This is a genomic window from Arsukibacterium ikkense, from assembly GCF_000987775.1.
Lineage (GTDB): Bacteria > Pseudomonadota > Gammaproteobacteria > Enterobacterales > Alteromonadaceae > Alishewanella > Alishewanella ikkense.
Genome location: NZ_LAHO01000019.1, coordinates 53707 through 73546, shown reverse-complemented (window position 1 = coordinate 73546; position 19840 = coordinate 53707). Strand labels below are relative to the sequence as shown.

The following is a 19840-nucleotide window of genomic DNA, read 5'->3' as shown; positions in this document are numbered from 1 at the left end:
AGCACGGTTTTTTTATTGCAGTGCATAAGGGTTACTTGGCACTGTTTATTAGCTTTTTAGTGTAGTCATGACTGGGGGCGTCAAACACGTCAGCGACGCTGCCATAATCGACGGCTTTGCCCTGATGCAGCACCAACATGCTATCGCTGATATGCCGTACCAGCCGTAATTGGTTACTGATTAGCAAATAAGCCAGGCCCGACTTTTGCTGTAGTTCCAGCAACAGGTTAACAATTTGCGCCCGTAATGTTGGGTCGAGCGCTGTCAATGCTTCGTCGAGGATCAGTAATTTAGGGTCTAAAATTAATGCCCGGGCTAAGGCGACCCGCTGTAACTGGCCACCGGAGAACATATGCGGATAATATTCAGCGTGTTCATCCAGTAGCCCCAGTAATTTTAAGGTCTGGGCTATTTTAAAGCGTCGCTGTTGCTGATCGAGCACGGTACTGAAACATAAGACATCTTCCAGCATCTGGCCTACTTTTTGCGACGGATTAAGTGAGCGGCCTGCATCCTGAAAAATAAACCGGATCACATGGTTGTACTTTTTATAGTGGCTGATTTGCACCGGCATACCGGCCAGGAGTATTTGGCCGCTATCCGGCTTTTCAATGCCGACCAGTAGTTTAGCCAGGGTACTTTTACCCGAGCCGGTTTCACCCACTATTGCCAGGGTTTTACCCTCGCGCAGGCTGAAGCTGATGCTGTCCAGCGCCGTAACATGCTGACGCCTGAACCAACCACGTTGTTTGCTGTAGGCTTTACTTAATGCTTGTACTTCCAGCAGGTCGCTCATGTGCTGCCCTTAGTGGTCAGAGGAAAGTGACAACTGAAGTAGTGGTTTTGCTGCCGCTCTAAGGTCGGTGTTTTAACACATTCTTTGCGGGCATTCGGGCAGCGTGGGCCAAGCCGGCAGCCAATGGGCACATGCTGTAAGGTTGGAATACTGCCAGGCAAAGCATAGAGTGGGGTTTTGGCTGCTAAATCAGGTTGAAATTCCGGCACACTTTTGATTAGCGCATCGGTATACGGATGCAAAGGCGACTGCAGCAACTGACTGGTTTCACCTGCTTCAACTAACTGACCGCAATACAGCACGCTCAGTTTCTGGGTATAGCGGGCAACACTTTCCAGCTCGTGGCTGATCAGTAACACTGCCATACCTTTGAGCTGATTAAAGCTGGCAAGTAAGCGGAACAACTGTGCCTGAGTGGTGCTTTCCAATGCCGTGGTCGGTTCATCGGCGATTAGCAGCTTCGGGTTTTTGGCGATGGCCATGGCAATCATCACTTTTTGACAAATCCCTTCAGACAGCTGATAGGGATAACTTTGCATTACCCGCTGATGGTCGCGGACCCCTACCTTATGCAACAAACCAATAGCTTTTTTTTGCCGGTATGAATGACGCCGCCACCAGGGGCCAGTTAGCAGATGGTTCGGGATAGCCTCTTCCAGCTGTTCGCCAATAATGGCGGTAGGATCGAGACTGCGGCTGGGTTCCTGATAGATCATGGCAATATCACGGCCAATAACCTGACGTCGTTGCTCCGGGCTTAGTCTTAGTAAATCCTGGCCCAGCCAATGAAAACGGTCGGCGGTGACCCGCCAGCGCTGGTTCAGTACCCCGACAATGGCTTTAGCGATCAGACTTTTGCCAGAGCCTGACTCACCCACCAGGCCACGGGTTTCCCCTTCGCGCAGGCTCAGGCTTACCCGGTCAACTGCCCGTACCCGGCCATCGGCGGTTTCCAGTTCAATAGTCAGATTTTTAATATCCAGCAATAACATTTAATTTTGCCGCCTTTTCAAAATTGCGGTTTTTAAGCCATCGCCAACCAGGTTGACTGACAGCACGGCGGTAAAAATCAGTAAGCCGGGAATGGCGACGCTGCTTGGTGCCAGATAAATCAGATCAAGTGAATCACTGATCATCGCGCCCCATTCTGACAACGGGGCCTGTGCGCCAAAACCCAGAAAGCCCAGCGCAGCAATATCTAAAATGGCAGTAGAAATGCCCATGGCTGCCATAATGGTCAACTTTTCCCAGATATTTGGTATTACTAGTCTGCTCAGAACATGCCAGTCGTTAGCTCCGTCCAGCCGGTAGGCGATGACATAATCCTGCTGCAGTTCTTCATCAATCGCATTACGAATGCCATGTACAAATTGCGGCAGCAGCGCCAGCATAATAGCCCAGGTGGTATTCATTAAACCGGGCCCGAGAATGGCAACAATGATGATGGCCAGTAACAGCGACGGAATGGTCAGCGCTAAATCCAGCACATGATTAAACACGCTGGATTTAACACCTTTACTCATGCCGGCCAGTGCACCAAGCAATAAACCCATCAGCATGGCTCCGGCCACTGTCAGCAGGGCAAAACCAAAGGTATAGCTGGTACCTTTAATCAGTCTGGAGAATAAGTCCCGGCCCAAATCGTCGGTGCCGAATGGATACTGTACCAGGCCGGCAGCACTCCAGGAGGGGGGCAGCAGCAGTAAGTCATCCACCTGCAAGTAAGGATCGTGAGGTGTGATAAAAGGTGCCAGCAGACTGATAACAAAGAAACTGATAAACAACACCAGCCCCACCATGGCGGAGTGTTGCCGCTTAAACTCGCGCCACAGCTGGGTAACAGGTGAACGGTTGTTTTCTTCCAGATACAGGCGGAATTTGCTCATGTTAGCCTCGCCTTGCTAATGGATTAAACAACGCATGCAAAATTTCGGTCAGCATATTTACCGCGATAACCAGGGTTGAGATTACTAATAAACCTGCCTGAATAGCGGGATAATTGCGTTGGTAAATGCTATCAATCAGCCAGCGACCAATGCCAGGCCAGGAAAAAATCACTTCGGTCAGCATTGCCAGAGTGATCAAGGTACTAAACTGCAGGCCGATTTGGCGGATAACCGGTAATAAAGCATTTCGTAAACCGTGACGATACAGCACCTGGCCGCGGCTTAAACCTTTGGCTCTGGCGGTTTTAATGTAATTTTGTTCCCAGACATTTAGCATAGCGTCACGCACAAAGCGGATCATCACTGTGGTCGGGAAGGTAGCCAATACTACCGTTGGCAACAACAAATGTTGTAAGGCATTGTGCAAAGCTTCAATTCGGTACTTTACGTCAGCTTGCAGAATGTCATACAGGATAAAACCACTGTGATGAGGTATTTCATATAATACACCGATCCTTCCGGCTGATGGCAGCCAGCCCAGCGCCAATGAAAATAACATAATTAATAGCAAGCCCCACCAGAATATGGGAAGCGAATAGCCTACCAGCGCCAGCGCCGAGATGGATTTCCCTATAAGGTTGTGCGGTTTAAAGGCGGCGATGATTCCCAGCGGAATGCCAACGATAAAGGATAACAAAAGTGCATAGGCGGCCAGCTCCAGTGTCGCCGGTAACAGCAGCTTAATTTCCTGCAGCAACGGTTGCTGACTTGCAAAAGACAAGCCCCAGTCGCCGTGCGCAATGCGCTGCAAGAACGCCAGATATTGCGCCAGCACATTGTGTTCAAGCTGGTAGTAACTGACCAGTTGCTGGCGCTGTGCTTCATCTATCTGGCGCAGGCCACTGATATTTTGCACGATATCGCCGGGGAATAAATAACTCAGGCTAAAGGCCAGCAGACTCAATGCCAGGAACACAAATGCCATCAGAAACAAACGGCGGAATAAATAACGGGTCATGGTGTCACCCTTCTGGCTTGCTGCAGAGCAATGCCGCCATAAGGGTTAATATTAACGCCACTGACAGAACTGCTAATGGCCTGAAAGCGCTGAGAGTGAGCAATGGCAACCAACGGTTGCTGCTGATGTAAATATTGCTGGGCGCTGAGATACAGCGCCCGGCGTTGTTGCTGGTCAGCGGTTAGCAGGGCGTTGCTGATAATCTCATCAAAGGCCGGATCGCACCAGTTTGCCCGGTTGCTGCCACTGTCGCGGGCGGCACAGCTAAGCAGCGGCCGGAAAAAGTTATCTGGATCCGGGTTGTCTGCCGCCCAGCCAATCAATACCGAATCATGTTCATAATTACCCAGCTTTTGCCGGAAGCTGTTCCATTCATACGAAACGATATTGGCTTTGATACCAATTTGGGCTAAATCGGCTTGCATTAGCTCAGCCATTTTTAAGGCGTTAGGGTTGTAAAGGCGCTGCACCGGCATGGCCCAGATATCCATCGAAAAGCCATTAGGATAGCCCGCTTCGGCCAGTAAAGCACGGGCTCTGGCAGGTGAATACACCGGAGCTGGCAAACCCTCGTTATAGGCCCAGGACGTTGGCGGCAAGATACCGTAGGCAGGAGTAGCATGGCCATAATACACCGCCTGCATAATGGCGGCGCGGTTAATCGCCATCCCCAGCGCCTGGCGCACTGCCAGCTGATCAAAAGGAGGCTTTTGGGTGTTAAACGCCCAGAAACCGACATTCATACTGGTGCTTTCCTGCACCGTAACATCGTCACGTTTGGCGATAAGCTCTAATTCGGCGACGCGTGGGTAAGAAACAATATCGCACTCATGGGTGAACAACTTTGCCATCCGTCTGGCATTATTCGGTACTATATCAAACACCAGTTGCTCAGGTTGCGTATTGCCGCGCCAATAGTTATTGTTGCGATACAGCCTGACTAAAATATCCTTCTGGTATTCACGAAACCGAAAGGGCCCGGTGCCAATCGGTAAACGATCAATCTGACCAGGCTGGCCCTGACTTAACAGCTGAGCACCATATTCTGCTGACAGAATAGCGGCAAAATCCGTGGTCAGATTGGATAAGAACGAACTGTCAGGTCGTTGCAGTTTAAATACGACTGTATGGTCATCGACCGCTTGTACCTGCTTGACCAGGCTTGCCCAGTCGACACTTTGAAAATACGGATAAATCCCACCGCCTTGCAGGTGAAAGGGATGCAGCGGATCGGTAATGCGGTTAAAGGTAAAGGCCACATCCTCAGCCGTAAAGGGGCGACTGGGCGTAAAGTAACTACTACTATGAAAGCTAACCTTATCACGCAAGGTAAACTGATAGTGAGTACCGTCAGCGCTGACCTGCCAGGAACTGGCTAAACCGGCAACAATACTACCGGTATCAGGGTCTATATCGACTAACCGGTCGTAAAGCTGCTGGCTGATAATGTCAATAGTCGTGCCAGAGGTCACCAACTGAGGGTTAAAACTCTCGGGCGAACCTTCAGAGCAATAGACCAGGCCGCTGCGTACCGTTTCAGGCATCTGTGGCTGGCAGCCACACAACCATAAGCAAGCACAGATTAAGGCCGCGCTGTTTATAGAGGAACCACAATGTCGAGTGAACAAATTCATCCCTGCTGGCTTTCCAGCAATTGATACTTTTTCATATAGCCACGTAACTGATGATAGGTCAGGTTCAGTAACTCTGCGGTTTTTTTCTGGTTATACTGGCTGGCACTAAGGGCATCTTTAATCAGCTTCACTTCAAAATCCTGCGACAGCGTTTTAAAGTCAACACCATTACCAAAATCCATACCAGCATTGTCTGCCCTGCTGGCTGAGGCAATCTCCGTATTATCAACAGGAATTGCCGTTGTTGCCAGTGGTTCAGCCACTTTGGCTGCAGATATTCGGGTTTTAATGCGTTGGGTGGGACGAAAGGCTGATTCAAAAGGGTTAAGCTGAATGTGATGGACAGGCACATAAGGGTTGTTGGTGCGATAGACGCTGCGTTCAACCACGTTTTTCAGTTCGCGGACATTACCGGGCCAATGGTAGTCGAGCAGGGTGTTTGTGGCTTTTTCGCTAAAACCACTGAACAGCTCAAAACCCAGTTCCCTGGCCATATTCATGGCAAAATGCTCCGCCAGGATCAGAATGTCTTCCCGCCGTTCACGCATTGGCGGCAGGGTAATTACATCAAATGCCAGCCGGTCGAGCAAGTCAGCCCGGAATTCGCCGTTGTCAGCCATACTGGGCAAATCTTCGTTGGTGGCACAGACCAGCCTGACATCGACCCGCACTGGCCGGCTGCCACCGACCCGTTCAAATTCACCATATTCTATAACGCGCAGCAGTTTTTCCTGCACCAGTGCCGGGGTATTGGCCAGCTCGTCCAAAAACAAAGTGCCGCCGTTTGCGCGTTCAAACCGGCCTTCGTGGCGTTTGCCGGCGCCGGTAAAAGCCCCGGCTTCATGGCCGAATAGTTCGCTTTCCAGCAGGTTTTCATTTAAGGCGGCACAGTTCAGCGTTAAGTATTGCTGATCCCAGCGCTGTGACAGAAAGTGCAGCCGCGCAGCTATCAGCTCTTTACCGGTGCCGCGCTCGCCGATAATCAGTACCGGTTTATCCAGCGGCGCCAATTGCGACACCTGGTCCAGTACATTTAAAAAACTATTGGCCTGGCCAATCAGGTTGTCTTGCTGGTATTTTCTATTCATTGGCAGCTACAAAGTAGTTAATTTGGCTAATAAGTAGTGTATTTCATAAGTGGCAGGAGCTAAAGCTTTTGTTGAAAATAAATAATATCATTTAATATCAATAAATTATTGCATTTTGCAAAGTTGGCAAGAAAACTGAATAAGCAATAGCGTAAACACATCAACAGACAGAGGTAACCAAGATGGGTATTTTTTCACGCTTTTCAGACATTGTGAACTCAAACATCAACTCGTTGCTGGACAAAGCGGAAGATCCGGAAAAAATGGTCCGGCTGATTATTCAGGAAATGGAAGATACGCTGGTTGAAGTGCGTTCATCTTCCGCCAAAACCATTGCCGAGAAAAAAGAGTTGCAGCGGGTGGTTAACCGGTTGCAGGGTGAGGCGGATGACTGGCAGGCCAAAGCCGAGCTGGCACTGAGTAAGGACCGCGATGACCTGGCCCGGGCAGCATTAATAGAAAAGCAAAAGGCCGCTGAGCAGGCCGATACCTTACTGCGGGATATTGCCGCGCTGGATGAGCATATCAGCAAGTTACAGGATGAGGTGTCGCAACTGCAGGAAAAGCTGGCTGATGCCAAGGCCCGGCAGAAGTCGATGCTGATGCGCCGCACGACGGTGGAAAATCGGCTGGAAATAAAGAAATCGCTGGATAGTAACCGGATCAATGATGCAATGTATAAGTTTGAACGTTACGAGCAGAAAATTGATTCGCTCGAAGCACAGGTAGAGTCTTATGACTTAGGCAAGAAAACGCTGAAAGACGAGTTTGCAGAATTAGCTGCGCAAGATAAAATCGACAATGAACTGGCAGCGTTAAAAGCCAAAGTGACCAAACAAACCAGCAAAGGAGACGCCTGAGTTCAGGCGTTGCAGGAGTAGCTAAATGGATATTCATGAGTTGATTTTTGTGCCACTGATCCTGTTTATGATTTTTGTGGCACCCTTATGGGTCATTATGCATTATCGCAGTAAAGGCAAAATGCAGCAGGGTTTAACTGACGTTGAGTTACAGCAGTTGAATAGTCTGGCGCAACGGGCAGAGAAAATGGCTGAACGCATTAACACCCTGGAAGCTATTTTAGATGCTGAAAGCCCGAAATGGAGAAGCCAGCATGACTAAGCCAAAACGCGAGTTACTGCGGGACGACATAAACGGTAAGCTGGCTGGGGTTTGCGCCGGGGTGGCAGACTACTTTGGTTGGGAAACCTGGCTGGTGCGGCTGGTGGCGGTATCGGCCGTATTTCTGGGTGTTGGTTGGTTTGTACCGGCATTGTATATTGCCGGCTGGATGGTACTGGAGAAAAAATCGGTGGTAGCAGCCAGCCGCCCTAAACAAGGTGCGGGCATGGCAGAAGAGCCGACTGTGGAAGTGAAAACCCGGGTATGGCAGCGGGGCGAGCCACCTAAACAAGCCTTGCAACATCTGGCACATCGCTATAATAGTCTGGAGTTACGGTTACAGGATATGGAGCGCCATGTTACCTCCAGCCGCTTTCAGTTGAACCGGGAATTTAATAACTTATAAACGGAGCTATATGACCTGGCTGGATAAGCTGCAACATCAAAGTCGTCAAATTCGCCATCGCGCCCTTGACCGGCATGTCCGGTTGGGTGTGACCGGTTTAAGCGGTGCGGGTAAGACGGCTTTTATTACGTCCTTGGTACATCAGCTGACTCAGGGAGACTGCGCGCAAAATTTGCCGTTTTTTGCTGTGGTGCAGCAAGGGCGCTATCTCGGTGGCCGGCTGGCTGCCGAACAGGCACTAACTATTCCGCGCTTTCCGTATGAGCATAATGTCAGCTTTTTACAGCAGCAGCCGCCGCAGTGGCCTCCCTCTACCACCGGCTGGAGTCAGCTTAGTCTTACGCTACGTTATAAAGCTGGCCAGGGGCTGCGGTCTCATTTGCAATCGCACAGTGAGCTGGAGCTGGATATTGTTGATTATCCGGGTGAATGGCTGCTCGATTTACCATTACTGCAACTGGATTATGCGCAGTGGTGTCAGTTTAGCTGGCAGTTATTCGCCACCCCGCACCGTCAGGCCCTGGCAGCAGAGTTTAAAAAACTGCTAAGCGCAACTGACATGACCGATGCCAGTGAAAACCAGCTGAAAACACTGACTGACGCTTATAAGCAGTTATTACAGCAATTTAGTGTTACTGCCGGTACTTACTTAAATCAGCCGGGGCGGTTATTGGTGCCGGGTGAGCTGGCAGGTGCCCCCATGCTGCAGCTGCTCCCTTTACTGCCTGAACAAGTGGCACAGCCTAGCCCATTGCTGCAAAAATTAAACAGCCACTATCAGAGTTATCGTGATTATGTGGTTAAACCTTTTTATAAGCAGCATTTCTCTCAGTTAGATCGCCAGGTAGTGCTGGTAGATTGTTTAAGTGCACTGAATGCCGGGGCGGCTGCCACCGCGGAACTAAGTCAGGCGTTGCAACTGATTATGCAAAGTTTTCAGTATGGGCCGTCGAGTATGTTGCGCCGCTTGTTTAAGCCACAGATCAGCAAAGTATTGTTTGCCGCCAGTAAGGCTGATCATGTTACCCCTGAACAGCATCAGGCATTAACCTTACTATTGCAGGATTTGTTGCGCCAGCCACTAAAACAAACCACCTATCAGCTGGCGCAAACCGAAGCTATGGCGTTGGCTGCACTAAGTGCCAGTCAGTCTGGTTTTGTGGAGCAACGGGGGGCGAAACAGGTTTGCATTAGCGGTACAGATAGTGCCACGGGTCAGCGGATCAGTCTGTTCCCTGGTGACGTGCCTGCAGAGGTACCAGATGCGACTGTCTTTGCTAAACATCAGTTTAGTTTCCCATCGTTATTACCGTTGGCTGTCGCCGTAAATGCCAATTTGCCACATATCCGGATGGATCATGCTTTACAGTTTTTGCTGGGAGACAAACTACGATGAAGCCGTTAAAGCCCGCCCAGGTTTTTGACATTACTGAGGACAGTGCAGAGCCAGTAAAACCGCCGCTGAAAGCCCGGGCTGAATTTGCTACGGCTGATTGGCAGCAAGCTACTGAGGTTACTGCGACGGTGCTGCCAGAGCAACCCGCTTTATTTAGCAAGCTTATCTGGCTGGCTTTGCTCAGCCTGCTGCTACTTGCTGGCTGGCAATGGCTTGATGCCCTGCTTGCCAGCTGGCAGGTCAGCTGGTTTAAGGGCAGCTTATTCAGCCTGTTTAGCGCAGCGCTGTTTGCTGTATTTTTTTGGTTATGTTGGCGTGAGTGGCGGCTGTGGCGGCGGCTGCAGCAAAACAGGCATTGGCAGCGCAGTGCCGAACGTATCGCCCAAAGTGTGCAGTATGGCGAAGCCGATGCTTTATGTTTAGATATTATGCAGCAATTACCCGACAGCCCGGCGGCGCAGTTAAATGTAAAGCAGTGGCAAAGTGCGGCGCAACCGCAGCACAGCGATCTGGAAAAGCTACAGTTGCTGGATAAGTTGGTATTGGCGCCGCTTGATACTCAGGCAAAAGCTATTGTCTGGCGGGCTGGCACCGATACCAGCCTGGCGGTGGCAGTGATTCCCTTTGCACTGATTGATATGCTGATGGTGGTCTGGCGCAGCAGCAGGATGGTGCGTCAGTTGGCAGTACTATATGGTGCGCCTGTGGGCCAGTTACGCAGCCTGGTGATGCTAAAACGAGCATTGGCGGCAATACTGTGGGCAGGCGGCAGCGAGCTGGCTTTGGATATGGCATCTGATGTAATGAGTAGTGAGCTAACGGCAAAATTATCAGCCCGGGCCGGTCAGGGGGTGATTGCTGGTTTACTGGTGGCGCGGCTTGGCAATATGGCGATGCAACAGCTTCGGCCTTTACCACTGGCGGAACAACAGCGAATTAACGTGGTTAAACTTAGTCAAAGTTTAATTCAGCGTCTGCGAGGCGCAAGTGCTGCCAGCGAAAGTTGACAGTTAGTTACAATAAATTTGCGACTGCCAGACTGCAAGATGTCTGGCATGCTTCCAAAAATTCAAATATCTGCTAAATCTGTGCGGGTCTTTCACTACTTAGCGCAGTATTTCAATGCAGACTAAAAATGTTCACCCGCATACTCTTTGTATACACGCGGGTAAAGAAAAAAACCAATATGGCACCTTAGCCACTCCATTGTACCAGACCTCTACCTTTATTTTTGACAATGCCGAGCAGGGCGCTGCTCGTTTTGCGGGTGAGCAGGAAGGTTATATTTACACCCGGCTTGGCAACCCTACCACCCGCGAGCTGGAACAGAAAGTGGCTGCGTTGGAAGGCATGGACGATGCAGCCGCAACAGCTACTGGCATGGGTGCTGTTGCAGCCAGTACCATGGCATTTTTGCAGCATGGCGATCATTTGATTGCCAGCAAGGCCATTTACGGCTGCAGCTTTGCCCTGTTTAATCATATGTTCGCCCGCTATGGTATTGAGGTCAGTTTTGTGGATATGACTGACCACGCAGCGGTGGCTGCCGCGCTTAAACCTAATACCAAAATGTTGTTCGCTGAAACACCGATTAATCCGAATCTGGTGGTGCTGGACTTAGCTTTTTTAGGCCAGTTCTGCCAGCAGCATAAGCTGATTTCCGTTATTGATAATACCTTTCTGACCCCGCTGCTGCAGCAACCCGCCAGGTATGGCATTGATATAGTGATTCACAGCGCGACTAAATACCTCAATGGCCATGGCGATGTAGTTGCCGGCATTATTGTCGCCGACCGCGAAACAATAGCCACCATAAAAATGACCACCTTAAAAGATATGGGGGCAACCATTAGCCCACATGACGCCTGGCTAATCATTCGGGGTTTAAAAACCCTGGCCGTGCGGATGGAACGCCATTGTCAGAATGCGCAACAGGTTGCAGAGTTTTTGCAAGCGCATCCGGCAGTAAAAGAAGTGTACTATCCGGGTTTGCCAAGCCATCCAGGCTATCGCTTCTTAGGCGAGCAAATGCAGGGCGCGGGCGGTGTACTGGCATTCGAACTGAAGGCTACGCTGGAGCAGAGCCGCTATTTTATTAACCAGTGCCGTTTACTCAGCCTGGCAGTCAGCCTCGGTGATGCTGAATCACTTATCCAGCACCCTGCGTCGATGACCCATAGCCCTTATAGCGCAGAAGAGCGGCAAATGGCCGGGATTAGCGATGGCTTAATTCGGGTATCGGTAGGTTTAGAACATGTTGCGGACATTATTGCTGATTTAGATCAGGCGCTTGAAAAGATGCAAAATCAGGCCTGACAGCGCACCATATGCCAAAACGGTGGCTTGCTGTAATCTAAACGTTACGGCTGGAGCGGTTGCTTTACACCGCTTTTCAGCCAGAGATGATACCCAGTTGCGGTGTGATCCTCTAGTATCCGCTCTACCAATAAAACGGCATAAAGCCGTTAAGACATTCGCAACAGGTTGTATATGAGTAAGACAAGCCAGTATGTATCCCGGCAATCCGATGCCAATGGCATTATTGCCTGGTCAGATGAAGAGAATCAGATTTGGCATGAGCTGATTACCCGTCAGCTGGGTGTGATTAAAGGCAAAGCCTGCGATGAGTTTCTGGCGGGGCTGGAAAAGTTGCAGCTACCCACTGACCGGATCCCGCAGTTAGAGGAAGTCAGCAAAGTGTTGCGCGCTACCACAGGCTGGGAATGTGCTGAAGTGCCAGCCCTGATCAGCTTCGATAAGTTTTTCGAATTGCTGGCTAATAAGCGTTTCCCGGTGGCGACGTTTATCCGCTCCCGCGAAGAGTTCGATTACTTGCAAGAGCCAGATGTTTTTCATGAAATCTTCGGCCATTGCGCTATGCTGACTAATCCGGCGTTTGCCGAGTTTACCCACACTTACGGCAAGTTAGGCTTAGCCGCCAGTAAGCAGGACCGGGTTTTTCTGGCCCGGCTATACTGGTTTACCATTGAGTTTGGTTTATTAAACACCGCAGAGGGCTTACGTATTTATGGCGGGGGCATTTTATCCTCGCCGGGCGAGACAGTTTATGCTCTGGAATCTGACACGCCAGAGCGCAAACCGTTTGATGCAGTTGATATTCTGCGTACCCCTTACCGGATTGATATCATGCAGCCCATTTATTTTTTACTGAACAACATTGATGATTTATTTGATGTTGCCCATCTGGACATGATGGCGCTGGTTGAGCAGGCTAAAGCACTTGGCTTGCATGAACCGCGGTTTCCACCCAAACAAAAACAAGCAAGTTAGGATCTGTAATGACTGAATTAACAGCAATGAAATGCGAAGCCTGTAAAGCGGATGCCCCTAAAGTCTCTGATGCAGAATTACCCGAGTTGATGAGGCAAATTCCCGACTGGACCCCAGTGGTACGGGACGGTATCTTGCAGCTGGAGCGGCTGTATAAATTTAAAAACTTTAAGCAAGCCTGGGCGTTTCATAATAAAGTGGCCCAGTTAGCTGAAGATGAAGGTCACCATCCGGCATTACTGCTGGAGTGGGGTAAATTAACCGTAACCTGGTGGTCGCATTCCATTAAAGGTTTGCACAAAAACGACTTTATTTGCGCGGCTAAAACTGACAGCTTGCTGGCCAGCTAAACAGGTAACTTACCCTGCGCCAGTCAATTGCATTTACTGGCGCAACACTTCCTCACTTTATCGCCTTGCCTTTGCCGCATTCCACCGCGTTGCAGGCTATTTCCGCCTTATTTGTTCACATATCTTTACAAAAACACTGGTCTGACAGTGGCCTGATGCCGTATTATGTAATCACTAACTGGTATCGGGGTACATCGCTGTTATGCGTTTAGAAATTCAATGTCAGAACCGGCTGGGGTTAGCCCAGGAGGTGTTAAATATTCTGGTAGGCTATCAGCTTGATTTGCGCGGAATTGAAGTTGATCCGTCACTGAACCGGATGTATGTGTCATTTCCGACCGTTAACTTTGAGAAGTTTCAGGAGTTAATGGCGAAGATACGCCGGATAGCCGGCGTGCAGGACGTCAAAACCACTGCCTTTTTACCCTCAGAGCGCGAACACAATGAACTTGCTACCTTATTAAAAACCCTGCCAGATGGTTTGATTGCCATTGATATTAAAGCCAATGTTACCGTGATTAACGATGCGGCGCTGGAGGCTTTGTCGGTCGCCTACGATGATATTTATGGGCAGTCGCTGCAGGGTATGGTGCGGGGCTTTAATTTTCAGCGCTGGTTGGAAAGTGATGAAGTGCTGGCGCAAACCCGCCGTTTTGAAATTCATGGTAAGCGTTTTATTGCCGATATTTTGCCGGTAATGGTACCGGATGAAACCGGCCATGAGATCCTGGCTGGCGCGGTCATCAATTTAAAATCAGAAAGCCGCCTTGGCCAACACATGGTGGCTTTTAAAAAAGGCGATCAGGAAAGCTTTAATACCCTACAGGCCAATAGTAACCTGATGCGTAAAGTGGTGCGGGAAGCGAAAAAAATGGCTCAGCTGGATGCACCCATTTTAATTATGGGCGAAACCGGCACCGGCAAGGAGTTATTGGCCCGTGCCTGTCATGCCGCAGGCAGCCGGGCGGCCAAACCCTTTCTGGCAGTAAATTGCGCCTCCTTACCGGATAATGTTGCCGAGTCGGAGCTGTTTGGTTATGGCTCTAATGCCTTTGCCGGCAGCACCGAGGGCAAAAAGGGCATTTTTGAGCAAGCTAATGGCGGCACTGTGTTTCTGGATGAGGTGGGCGAGATGTCCACTCAGCTGCAAACGAAACTGATCCGCTTTTTGCAGGATGGCAGCTTTCGGCGGGTTGCAGATGAAAATGAAGTGAAAGTGGATGTGCGGGTGATTTGCACTACCCAGAAAGACTTGCCTGGTATGGTGCAGGAAGGGCGCTTTCGCGAAGACTTATTCTACCGCTTAAATGTATTAACCCTGGCATTGCCGCCGTTGCGAGAGCGCAAACAGGATGTTGTGCCACTGGCTGAATTTTTTATTGCCCGTTTTGCCGCCAGGTTAGGCCGCAAAGCGCCAAAGTTAACTGACAGCTGTAGTCAGTTTTTACAGCAGTATCCATGGCCGGGCAATGTGCGGCAGTTGGAAAATGCCTTGTACCGCGCCGTCACTTTACTCGATGGCTACGAGCTGGAAAAAGATCATTTGCAATTGCCAAGCTACACCAGTGACTTTGGCTATCTGGAGCAGGATTTTGATGGCACTCTGGATGAAGCCGTTAAACGCTTTGAAGCTAATCTGTTGCGTAAGTTGTACCCCGCCTATCCGAGCTCACGTCAGTTAGCGAAAAAGCTCGGTTTAAGCCACACCGCTGTGGCAAATAAGCTGCGTGACTACGGCATAAACCGGAAGACTGTAAAAATATAATTACAGTATGTGCAAAAAACTGTACTTGATAGGGGCGGGCAGGCTTACCTGCCGCCCCTTAGCTTTATATGAAGTTGCTATAAGCACTTTTGTAGCTATTTGTGTACACATTTCACTGTGCAGCAAGCCTTGACTACCATAGCCTTGCCTCTTCCTTTTTTTGTGGGTAGGCGCATGATAGCGCCCACATTCGTTGTTCGGAGAGCCTCCCCTATGTCAGAGATAAAAAATACAATTAACCCGCTGGGTACTGATGGTTTCGAGTTTGTTGAATATACCGCTGCTGATGCTGAGGGGATTCAAAAGCTGAAAGATTTGTTCCATTCGCTGGGTTTTACCGAAGTGGCTAAGCACCGTTCTAAGCAGGCCTGGTTATACAAGCAGGGCGATATTAATTTTATCATTAACGCTGAGCCGAATTCGCAAGCCGAAGAGTTTGCCAGGCTGCATGGGCCGTCAGTTTGTGCCATGGCATTTCGGGTAACCGACGCGGCTGCGGCGTTAAAGCATGCGCTGGCCAATGGCGCGAAAGAGTACAAAAACCAGATTGGGCCGATGGAGCTGAATATTCCAGCCGTTTACGGCATCGGTAGCAGCCTGCTGTACTTTGTAGACCGCTATGGCGCCAGTTCAGTATATGACATTGATTTTAAATATTATGACAATTGGCAAGTGGAAATGGCCAAGCATGGTGTTGGCCTGGAAGTACTGGACCATTTAACCCACAATGTGATGCGCGGTAATATGAACCTGTGGGCTGGTTTCTATGAGAGTATTGGTAACTTTCGCGAGATCCGTTATTTTGATATTGAAGGCAAGCTGACCGGTCTGGTATCAAAAGCGATGACCGCACCGTGCGGTAAAATCCGTATTCCAATTAATGAATCCTCTGACGATAAATCACAGATTGAAGAGTTTATCCGCGAGTATAAAGGCGAAGGCATTCAGCATATCGCCCTGACGTCCGACAATATTTACGAAACAGTACGCACCCTGCGCAATCGCGGCATGGAATTTATGCCTACCCCGGAAACCTACTACGGTAAGGTGAACGAGCGGGTAGAAGGCCATGAGGAAGATTTAGATCAAATGCGGGAGCTGCGCATCCTGATTGACGGCGCGCCAATGAAAGACGGTATTTTGTTGCAAATTTTCACCAAAACCGTGATTGGCCCGGTGTTTTTTGAAATTATTCAGCGTAAAGGTAACGAAGGCTTTGGTGAGGGTAACTTTAAAGCTTTGTTTGAATCGATTGAAGAAGATCAAATTCAGCGCGGAGTATTAAGCGATGCGTAAATGGGCGTCTTTTCCATTAAAGGAAGGCGATATATCACGCCAGGCTCATGCCGATTTTCCCGAGCAGGCAATATATGAGCGGGAAACCGGGCGTAGTGGTTTTTTCGGTCCGGCCACGCACTTTCATCATACTCATGCCCCAACTGGCTGGAGTGACTGGCAGGGGCCGCTCAGGCCCCAATTGTTCAACTTTAACCAGATTGAGCTGGATAATGCACAATCGCCCTGGCTGGTGCCGGATTTACTGTTTAACAGCCACTGTAAAATGCGGACCTGGCGTTTAAACGACAGCATGACTAAGTTGGCGCGCAATGCTGATGGCGATGAACTGCTGTTTATTCACGAGGGCAGTGCCGAGCTTTACTGTGATTTTGGCCATTTGAGCGTACGTGATGGTGACTATATTGTGATCCCACGCTCAACCATGTGGCGTTTAGTGCCGAATGAGCCGATGTTTATTCTGCTGATTGAAGCCACTAACGACAGCTACCAGCTACCGGAAAAGGGCCTGGTAGGCAACCATGCCATTTTTGACCCGGCCATGCTCGACACGCCGAAAATTAATGACGCTTTTAAAGCGCAATACAGTGAAGACCGCTGGCAGGTTGAAGTAAAACGCCACGGCCAGGTATCAGTGATTACTTACCCCTATAACCCATTAGATGCGATTGGCTGGCATGGTGATTTAGCGGTAATGCGGATTAACTGGCGCGATATCCGGCCGTTAATGAGCCATCGCTATCATTTACCGCCATCGGCCCATACCACTTTTGTCGCGCAGCGTTTTGTGGTCTGTACCTTTGTGCCACGGCCAATTGAGAGTGATCCTGGTGCATTAAAAGTGCCGTTTTATCATAATAACGATGATTATGATGAAGTGCTGTTTTACCATGCGGGTGATTTTTTCAGCCGCGACAATATTGAAAAAGGCATGGTAACTTTCCATCCGGCCGGTTTTACCCATGGGCCACATCCGAAAGCCTTTGCTGCCGGGCGCGAGTATAAAAAGAAGTTTACCGACGAAGTGGCGGTAATGCTGGATACCCGCGATGCGCTGCAAGTAGGCGAAGCTGCCCTGGCCACCGAAAATCCGGATTACGTTAATAGCTGGAAAACCAAGCCACAGGACCCAGCCACAGGTTCAGTTAAGGAATAATATGAAATTAGCTAGTTTAAAAAATAATACCCGTGACGGCCAGTTAGTGGTGGTAAGCCGTGATTTAAGCCGTTGTGTTACCGTAACCGATGTGGCGTCCACTATGCAGCAGTTGCTGGATAACTGGGCTAACCTGGCGCCAGCATTACAACAGCGCTATGAGGCATTAAATAGTGGTAGCTTTAACGGTGAAATGCCGTTTGAACCAACGCAGTGTGAGTCACCTTTGCCGCGGGCTTATCAATGGGCTGATGGCAGTGCCTATGTAAACCATGTCGAGCTGGTGCGTAAGGCGCGTAACTCTGAAATGCCGCCCAGTTTCTGGACCGATCCTTTAATGTATCAGGGCGGCTCTGACGATTTTATCGGCCCGCGCGACCCGATTGAGGCAATTAGTACTGAGCATGGTATCGACTTTGAAGGTGAGGTTGCGGTTATCACCGATGATGTTCCGATGGCAGTAAGCCCGGAGCAGGCGCTTAAAAAAGTGCGGCTGATTATGCTGGTTAACGACGTATCGCTGCGTGGTTTAATTCCAAACGAGCTGGCCAAAGGCTTTGGCTTTTTTAACTCAAAACCGGCCTCCAGCTTTAGCCCGGTAGCCGTTACCCCAGATGAGTTGGGCGATAAGTGGCAGGATGGCCGTGTGCATTTACCCTTGCTGTCGACCTACAACGATAAGCCATTTGGTAAGCCCAATGCCGGTATTGATATGACCTTTAACTTTGGTCAGCTGATTGCCCATGCTGCCAAAACCCGTAACCTGGGTGCGGGTGCGGTAATAGGTTCAGGTACTGTATCGAATAAGCAGGGCACCGAGTATGGTACTGCCATTAACGAAGGTGGCGTAGGTTACAGCTGTATCGCTGAGATCCGGATGATTGAAACTATTCGCGATGGCAAGCCCAGCACCTCCTTTATGCAATTTGGTGATACCATTAAAATGGAAATGCTGGATAGTGATGGCCAGAGTATTTTTGGTGCTATCGACCAGCAAGTGGTGCAGTATAAGGTTTAATCACGTTCCCAGTGGATGCGGATGTACTTTTTTCTGCGACCGTTGCAGCCCTGGACGGACGGACAAATTCGTCAGGAACGAATTTGTACCGCTCCGCGGGCCGAACGGTGAACTTTATGGACGAAGTTCATAAACGAGCCCCCAGGGATGGGTTTACGGCGTGTCGCAGGGAAAATGTACGTAGCAGCAGCGGGTTCGAAGCGCTTAAGGTAACAGTTTATGAAACTCTATAGCTACTGGCGCTCTTCAGCCGCCTACCGGGTGCGCATCGCCCTGAATTTAAAACAACTTAGTTTTGAAACGATACCGGTACACCTGATTAAAGACGGTGGCCAGCAACATAGTGCTGAGTACCAGCAGCTAAACCCCAATCAGCTGGTACCGACTTATGTCGATGGTGAGTTAAGTTTGAACCAGTCACTGGCCATTATTGAATACCTCGACGAAATGTACCCCGAGCCGGCGTTGCTGCCCGAAGACCCGGCCGCTAAAGCGCAGGTACGCTCACTGGCGCTGGATATTGCCTGCGATATTCACCCGTTGAACAACCTTAGGGTATTACAGTATTTGACCGGGCCGCTGCGTTTAAATGACGAGCAGAAAACCGAGTGGATCCATCACTGGCTGCATACTGGTTTTAGTGCCCTGGAACAACGGCTGCAAAAGACTGCGGGTGAGTTTTGCTATGGTGACGGTATTACGCTTGCTGACTTGTGCCTGGTACCGCAAATGTACAATGCCCTGCGTTTTAGACTCGATACCCTGCAATACCCGACCATTAGCCGGATTTATCATCATTGCCAGCAATTAGCCGCGTTTGCGCTGGCGGCACCTGAGCAACAAAGTGATGCCCAGGTGTAACATGGCAGATTTAAAACCGGTTGTGCCACTTAAACCGCAGCGAATACCCAGAATGCCTAAGCGCTGGTTTAACCGGGTGCTGGTGTATGTTGGGGTATTTGGTATCGTGTTTCAGCTAACAGCAGCGCTATACGCGTTGTGGCAGGGCGTGTACTTGCAACAATTTTGGTTTATCACTTTGCTGGCGCCGTTGCTGTGTGTTTTTTCTGGAATGGTACCTGCGCTACAGTTACAGCGCGAGCCAGACGCATAACCTTATGCTTTGGGTTTAGTGTTAGGCAGTTTCAACATACCTTTAATTTCTACCCGGGCGATGCCTTCATCATTAAACACAAAGTTAACCTGGCCCGGACCGCGGCTGAAGCGATAGCGGCCACCGTCGTAGTACAGTATATAATTACCGCGGCCATCTTTCAGATCAGGGTCCTGGGTAAGTTTTAAGTCGAAGTCAGCAATCTCAAATTCAAAACCCGCAAGTGGGGCGTTAACAAAATCAGGTACCCACACTTCATTTTCGTTTTGCAGGATCAGCGTTAACGAATATTTCTGGGGTAGGCTGCTAACGGTAAGGCTTTGCTTGCCGGCACTGAAATAAAATTCACCGTCTTTACGGATATAACTAAAGCCATATTGCAGCGGTATGGTTTTACCATCTTGCAGGGTATAGCTGCCTTTGCCCATCAACTGAAACTGGGCTAAAGCCGGCAGGCTAAACAGTAAACTGATAACTAGTGTGATAATTCTCATAGTGTTAACT

21 protein-coding genes are annotated in these 19840 nt (G+C 49.7%); 14 read left to right on the top strand and 7 right to left on the bottom strand.

All coding sequences use genetic code 11. The features are described from left to right. Window positions 1-31: 31 nt before the first annotated feature. From WG68_RS17165 to pspF, 6 genes are all read right to left on the bottom strand, one after another. Window positions 32-796: an ATP-binding cassette domain-containing protein gene (locus WG68_RS17165; protein WP_046558945.1), complete on the bottom strand. Its 765-nt coding sequence runs from the start codon at window positions 794-796 to the stop codon at window positions 32-34. Next, entirely contained in the window at window positions 793-1788 is a 996-nt protein-coding gene (locus WG68_RS17160; RefSeq protein ID WP_046558944.1) for a peptide ABC transporter ATP-binding protein, read from the bottom strand. The genes WG68_RS17165 and WG68_RS17160 overlap by 4 nt, the downstream gene beginning before the upstream one ends. After that, a complete protein-coding gene (locus WG68_RS17155; protein WP_046558943.1) occupies window positions 1789-2682 on the bottom strand; it encodes an ABC transporter permease subunit in 894 nt (297 codons plus the stop codon). A gap of 1 nt (window position 2683) precedes the next feature. Then, window positions 2684-3700 carry an ABC transporter permease subunit gene (locus WG68_RS17150; RefSeq protein WP_046558942.1) on the bottom strand — a complete coding sequence of 339 codons (1017 nt, stop codon included), beginning with the start codon at window positions 3698-3700 and terminating at the stop codon, window positions 2684-2686. Continuing rightward, on the bottom strand, window positions 3697-5244 hold the full coding sequence (locus WG68_RS17145; RefSeq protein ID WP_235357769.1) for an ABC transporter substrate-binding protein: 1548 nt from the start codon (window positions 5242-5244) through the stop codon (window positions 3697-3699). The genes WG68_RS17150 and WG68_RS17145 overlap by 4 nt, the downstream gene beginning before the upstream one ends. An 86-nt stretch (window positions 5245-5330) precedes the next feature. Continuing rightward, window positions 5331-6422: a phage shock protein operon transcriptional activator gene (gene pspF / locus WG68_RS17140; protein ID WP_046558941.1), complete on the bottom strand. Its 1092-nt coding sequence runs from the start codon at window positions 6420-6422 to the stop codon at window positions 5331-5333. Between the two features lie 182 nt (window positions 6423-6604). Between pspF and pspA the strand changes: the two genes are divergently transcribed. The 14 genes from pspA (at window position 6605) to WG68_RS17070 (ending at window position 19336) form a co-directional block, all read left to right on the top strand. Then, window positions 6605-7282 carry a phage shock protein PspA gene (pspA, locus tag WG68_RS17135; RefSeq protein WP_046558940.1) on the top strand — a complete coding sequence of 226 codons (678 nt, stop codon included), beginning with the start codon at window positions 6605-6607 and terminating at the stop codon, window positions 7280-7282. Window positions 7283-7307: 25 nt separating this feature from the next. Beyond that, window positions 7308-7544: an envelope stress response membrane protein PspB gene (pspB, locus tag WG68_RS17130; protein WP_046558939.1), complete on the top strand. Its 237-nt coding sequence runs from the start codon at window positions 7308-7310 to the stop codon at window positions 7542-7544. Continuing rightward, window positions 7537-7950 (top strand): envelope stress response membrane protein PspC, encoded by a 414-nt coding sequence (gene pspC, locus WG68_RS17125; protein WP_046558938.1) that lies wholly within the window; start codon window positions 7537-7539, stop codon window positions 7948-7950. The genes pspB and pspC overlap by 8 nt, the downstream gene beginning before the upstream one ends. Before the next feature lie 10 nt (window positions 7951-7960). Further along, the gene (locus WG68_RS17120; protein ID WP_046558937.1) at window positions 7961-9346 is read left to right on the top strand and encodes a YcjX family protein; all 1386 of its coding nucleotides are present in this window, start codon (window positions 7961-7963) and stop codon (window positions 9344-9346) included. Further along, window positions 9343-10353 (top strand): TIGR01620 family protein, encoded by a 1011-nt coding sequence (locus tag WG68_RS17115; RefSeq protein WP_046558936.1) that lies wholly within the window; start codon window positions 9343-9345, stop codon window positions 10351-10353. Before WG68_RS17120 ends, WG68_RS17115 begins: the two co-directional genes overlap by 4 nt. A gap of 115 nt (window positions 10354-10468) precedes the next feature. Beyond that, window positions 10469-11662, top strand: a complete 1194-nt coding sequence (gene megL, locus WG68_RS17110; RefSeq protein WP_046558935.1) for a methionine gamma-lyase — start codon at window positions 10469-10471, stop codon at window positions 11660-11662. 174 nt (window positions 11663-11836) lie between these two features. After that, window positions 11837-12637: a phenylalanine 4-monooxygenase gene (gene phhA / locus WG68_RS17105; protein ID WP_046558934.1), complete on the top strand. Its 801-nt coding sequence runs from the start codon at window positions 11837-11839 to the stop codon at window positions 12635-12637. An 8-nt stretch (window positions 12638-12645) separates the two neighbouring features. Continuing rightward, entirely contained in the window at window positions 12646-12987 is a 342-nt protein-coding gene (locus WG68_RS17100) for a 4a-hydroxytetrahydrobiopterin dehydratase (protein WP_046558933.1), read from the top strand. A gap of 202 nt (window positions 12988-13189) precedes the next feature. Next, window positions 13190-14752 (top strand): transcriptional regulator TyrR, encoded by a 1563-nt coding sequence (gene tyrR / locus WG68_RS17095; RefSeq protein WP_046558932.1) that lies wholly within the window; start codon window positions 13190-13192, stop codon window positions 14750-14752. A gap of 213 nt (window positions 14753-14965) precedes the next feature. Further along, window positions 14966-16048 (top strand): 4-hydroxyphenylpyruvate dioxygenase, encoded by a 1083-nt coding sequence (gene hppD / locus WG68_RS17090; RefSeq protein ID WP_200897624.1) that lies wholly within the window; start codon window positions 14966-14968, stop codon window positions 16046-16048. Then, window positions 16041-17204 carry a homogentisate 1,2-dioxygenase gene (locus WG68_RS17085; RefSeq protein WP_046558931.1) on the top strand — a complete coding sequence of 388 codons (1164 nt, stop codon included), beginning with the start codon at window positions 16041-16043 and terminating at the stop codon, window positions 17202-17204. Before hppD ends, WG68_RS17085 begins: the two co-directional genes overlap by 8 nt. Before the next feature lies 1 nt (window position 17205). Next, on the top strand, window positions 17206-18222 hold the full coding sequence (locus WG68_RS17080) for a fumarylacetoacetate hydrolase family protein (RefSeq protein ID WP_046558930.1): 1017 nt from the start codon (window positions 17206-17208) through the stop codon (window positions 18220-18222). Window positions 18223-18441: 219 nt separating this feature from the next. Next, a complete protein-coding gene (gene maiA / locus WG68_RS17075; protein ID WP_046558929.1) occupies window positions 18442-19083 on the top strand; it encodes a maleylacetoacetate isomerase in 642 nt (213 codons plus the stop codon). Window position 19084: 1 nt separating this feature from the next. Then, a complete protein-coding gene (locus WG68_RS17070) occupies window positions 19085-19336 on the top strand; it encodes a hypothetical protein (RefSeq protein ID WP_046558928.1) in 252 nt (83 codons plus the stop codon). A gap of 2 nt (window positions 19337-19338) precedes the next feature. Here the strand turns inward: WG68_RS17070 and WG68_RS17065 are convergent, their stop codons facing one another. Beyond that, window positions 19339-19830: a hypothetical protein gene (locus tag WG68_RS17065; protein WP_046558927.1), complete on the bottom strand. Its 492-nt coding sequence runs from the start codon at window positions 19828-19830 to the stop codon at window positions 19339-19341. Window positions 19831-19840 lie beyond the last annotated feature (10 nt).

Bases quoted from the DNA above. Each gene is read 5' to 3' on its own strand.
- WG68_RS17165 (WP_046558945.1), bottom strand. From the start codon at position 796: ATGAGCGACCTGCTGGAAGTACAAGCATTAAGTAAAGCCTACAGCAAA.
- WG68_RS17160 (WP_046558944.1), bottom strand. From the start codon at position 1,788: ATGTTATTGCTGGATATTAAAAATCTGACTATTGAACTGGAAACCGCC.
- WG68_RS17155 (WP_046558943.1), bottom strand. From the start codon at position 2,682: ATGAGCAAATTCCGCCTGTATCTGGAAGAAAACAACCGTTCACCTGTT.
- WG68_RS17150 (WP_046558942.1), bottom strand. From the start codon at position 3,700: ATGACCCGTTATTTATTCCGCCGTTTGTTTCTGATGGCATTTGTGTTC.
- WG68_RS17145 (WP_235357769.1), bottom strand. From the start codon at position 5,244: ATGCCTGAAACGGTACGCAGCGGCCTGGTCTATTGCTCTGAAGGTTCG.
- pspF (WP_046558941.1), bottom strand. From the start codon at position 6,422: ATGAATAGAAAATACCAGCAAGACAACCTGATTGGCCAGGCCAATAGT.
- pspA (WP_046558940.1), top strand. From the start codon at position 6,605: ATGGGTATTTTTTCACGCTTTTCAGACATTGTGAACTCAAACATCAAC.
- pspB (WP_046558939.1), top strand. From the start codon at position 7,308: ATGGATATTCATGAGTTGATTTTTGTGCCACTGATCCTGTTTATGATT.
- pspC (WP_046558938.1), top strand. From the start codon at position 7,537: ATGACTAAGCCAAAACGCGAGTTACTGCGGGACGACATAAACGGTAAG.
- WG68_RS17120 (WP_046558937.1), top strand. From the start codon at position 7,961: ATGACCTGGCTGGATAAGCTGCAACATCAAAGTCGTCAAATTCGCCAT.
- WG68_RS17115 (WP_046558936.1), top strand. From the start codon at position 9,343: ATGAAGCCGTTAAAGCCCGCCCAGGTTTTTGACATTACTGAGGACAGT.
- megL (WP_046558935.1), top strand. From the start codon at position 10,469: ATGCAGACTAAAAATGTTCACCCGCATACTCTTTGTATACACGCGGGT.
- phhA (WP_046558934.1), top strand. From the start codon at position 11,837: ATGAGTAAGACAAGCCAGTATGTATCCCGGCAATCCGATGCCAATGGC.
- WG68_RS17100 (WP_046558933.1), top strand. From the start codon at position 12,646: ATGACTGAATTAACAGCAATGAAATGCGAAGCCTGTAAAGCGGATGCC.
- tyrR (WP_046558932.1), top strand. From the start codon at position 13,190: ATGCGTTTAGAAATTCAATGTCAGAACCGGCTGGGGTTAGCCCAGGAG.
- hppD (WP_200897624.1), top strand. From the start codon at position 14,966: ATGTCAGAGATAAAAAATACAATTAACCCGCTGGGTACTGATGGTTTC.
- WG68_RS17085 (WP_046558931.1), top strand. From the start codon at position 16,041: ATGCGTAAATGGGCGTCTTTTCCATTAAAGGAAGGCGATATATCACGC.
- WG68_RS17080 (WP_046558930.1), top strand. From the start codon at position 17,206: ATGAAATTAGCTAGTTTAAAAAATAATACCCGTGACGGCCAGTTAGTG.
- maiA (WP_046558929.1), top strand. From the start codon at position 18,442: ATGAAACTCTATAGCTACTGGCGCTCTTCAGCCGCCTACCGGGTGCGC.
- WG68_RS17070 (WP_046558928.1), top strand. From the start codon at position 19,085: ATGGCAGATTTAAAACCGGTTGTGCCACTTAAACCGCAGCGAATACCC.
- WG68_RS17065 (WP_046558927.1), bottom strand. From the start codon at position 19,830: ATGAGAATTATCACACTAGTTATCAGTTTACTGTTTAGCCTGCCGGCT.